This is a genomic window from Bacillota bacterium (genome assembly GCA_040754675.1).
Lineage (GTDB): Bacteria > Bacillota > Limnochordia > Limnochordales > Geochordaceae > Geochorda.
Genome location: JBFMCJ010000648.1, coordinates 1 through 2,166, shown reverse-complemented (window position 1 = coordinate 2,166; position 2,166 = coordinate 1). Strand labels below are relative to the sequence as shown.

The following is a 2,166-nucleotide window of genomic DNA, read 5'->3' as shown; positions in this document are numbered from 1 at the left end:
TACCCTGCAAAAACGGCCAAAAATTACCCCGGTGCATACTAAACCGGTCAAAATTCGCAGCAGCGCGAAGACGATGGGCCAAGGTTATCCCATGCCCCGCCCAAGCTAAGAGCTCTTCGTAATATAGAGACGCGGCAACCGGGTGTTTCGCACGCAGCAGGATGCTGTTCGCCGAGAGGCCGTTAGGGTGATATTCCACCACCGCCCATATCACGTTCACACACCGTATCTGATACTTTCTAGCTATCCGGTTCCATACTAGACCCTCTGTAACAAAACCGCCGAGGTTCTCGGGAAATGGGAACTCCCTCAAGATATCCACACGGTACACCTCGAACTTGTCACCCTTTACTCGGTATCGTGATCGCAACTCCACGTTATTGGTATCCAGATTGTCCCTCGGAAAAGGCGTCCCGACTATCTTTCCGTCCTTGAACGCGCATAACCCGGCAACGCCCGCATACGCCATCCGCACCCCTTCGGGAATGGACAACCACGCTTCCCGGATCGAGTTGAGAGCCCCAGGAGCCAATTGGTCGTCCGAATCAATAATCACAAAAAGGGTACCTCGGGCCGCTGAGACTCCTCGGTTGATAGCCACATGCTTCCCCGAATTCGGCTGACGAATGTACCTGATCGGGAAGTCCGACCTTTGAATCCAAGAGGTTACCAAAGCCTGGGTTGCGTCGGTGGAGCCGTCATCGACAACAACCCATTCGAAGTCGTTAGTCTTCTGAGCCAGCAGGCTACTGTAAACTGAAGGCAAAAGATCAGCTCTGTTAAACGTTGGTGTAAAAACCGTAAAGAAACAATTTCGACCTTCCACACTCTCACCTCAGGGTCGAAACTGAATCATGCCTGCAAAAGTGATCTCCGAACCCATAACCTGCGGCGCCCGAACCAGAGAGAGGTAGTCCCGAAAATCGTGGAATTTGAGGGTGGTGGTCCCTCAAACCCCCGTGGTATAACACGGGGTAGCACAAGAAAAGGAGGTAACCGCCACCAATGGAATCGTACCACGAACAGGGCCCTATGGCAAACACCTTGCTCGAAGCCGTGGCCAGCCGGATTGGCGTAGCCGTTGAGCAACTGATGGGTAGCATCAAAGAGGGTCTCCTGGCGATGTGCGTGGGAGTAGGGCTCCAGTTCATGCACCAGATGATGGAAGAGGAAGTCAACGAGGTGGTAGGCGCTAAGGGCAAGCACAATGCCGGACGCCAGGCTGTACGGCATGGGTTTGAGAAGAGGTCCGTTGTCCTGGGAGGGCGGAAGGCCTCGATTGACCGGCCGCGGGTGCGCACGAGGAATGGCCAGGAGGTGCGTCTGGAAACCTATGAGGCCTTCCGTGATCCCAAACTGCTCACCCAGGCTGCCCTGGAACGGATACTGCACGGGTTGTCCTGCCGGCAGTACAGGCGTGGGCTGGAGCCCGTGGGGGAAGGCGTGGGGCAGCTTGGCACCTCAAAGAGCACCATCAGCCGCCGCTTCGTTCAGGCGACCCGCAAAGCCCTGGAAGAACTGACGGCCAAGCCACTTGATGGCGTGAGGCTCGCCGCCTTGTTCATAGACGGCGTTGTGGTGGCCGGGCACACCGCCGTGGCAGCCATGGGGCTGGATCTGGGTGGGCAGAAGCACATCCTGGGGCTCTGGGAGGGAGCGACGGAGAATTCGGCCGTGTGCAAGTCGCTGCTTTCGGACCTGGTGGGCAGGGGCTTGCGGGTCGATCAGCCCTTCCTGGTGGTGATAGACGGCTCCAAAGCCCTCGCAGCTGTGAGGGACGTCCTGGGCAAGTGTGCGGCGGTGCAGCGCTGCCAGGTCCACAAGGTGCGTAATGTTCTTGAGCACCTGCCCGAGGACGCCCGGTCGTGGGTGAAGCGGAAGCTGGACCGGGCGTACAACGAGGCTGACTACGCGGCCGCCCTCGTCGCCCTCCAGGCGCTTGCCTCGGCCCTGGAGAAGGAGTATCCGGGTGCGGCGGCCAGCCTGCGGGAAGGGCTCGAGGAGACGCTGACGGTGCTCAGGTTGGTGCTGCCAGAGTTGCTTGCGCGCAGCCTCCGCTCCACCAACGCCATGGAGTCGGCTTTCGACGCGGTGCGCACGGTGGCCCGTAATGTGAAGCGTTGGCAGAACGGTGAGCAGGTACTGCGCCGGACGGCGGCGGGTCTC

2 protein-coding genes and 1 pseudogene are annotated in these 2,166 nt (G+C 59.2%); 1 reads left to right on the top strand and 2 read right to left on the bottom strand.

What is annotated here, in order from left to right; all coding sequences use genetic code 11:
* Together AB1609_22045 and AB1609_22040 are read right to left on the bottom strand one after the other, a co-directional pair.
* Positions 1-469, bottom strand: a 469-nt coding sequence (locus AB1609_22045) for a glycosyltransferase family 2 protein (GenBank protein MEW6049116.1), incomplete at its 3' end; no start/stop codon positions are given.
* Positions 470-499: 30 nt separating this feature from the next.
* Positions 500-826: pseudogene (locus tag AB1609_22040) on the bottom strand (glycosyltransferase family A protein).
* A 179-nt stretch (positions 827-1,005) separates the two neighbouring features.
* Between AB1609_22040 and AB1609_22035 the strand changes: the two are divergent.
* Positions 1,006-2,166 (top strand): IS256 family transposase (locus AB1609_22035; GenBank protein ID MEW6049115.1); only part of this gene is annotated, 1,161 nt, incomplete at its 3' end.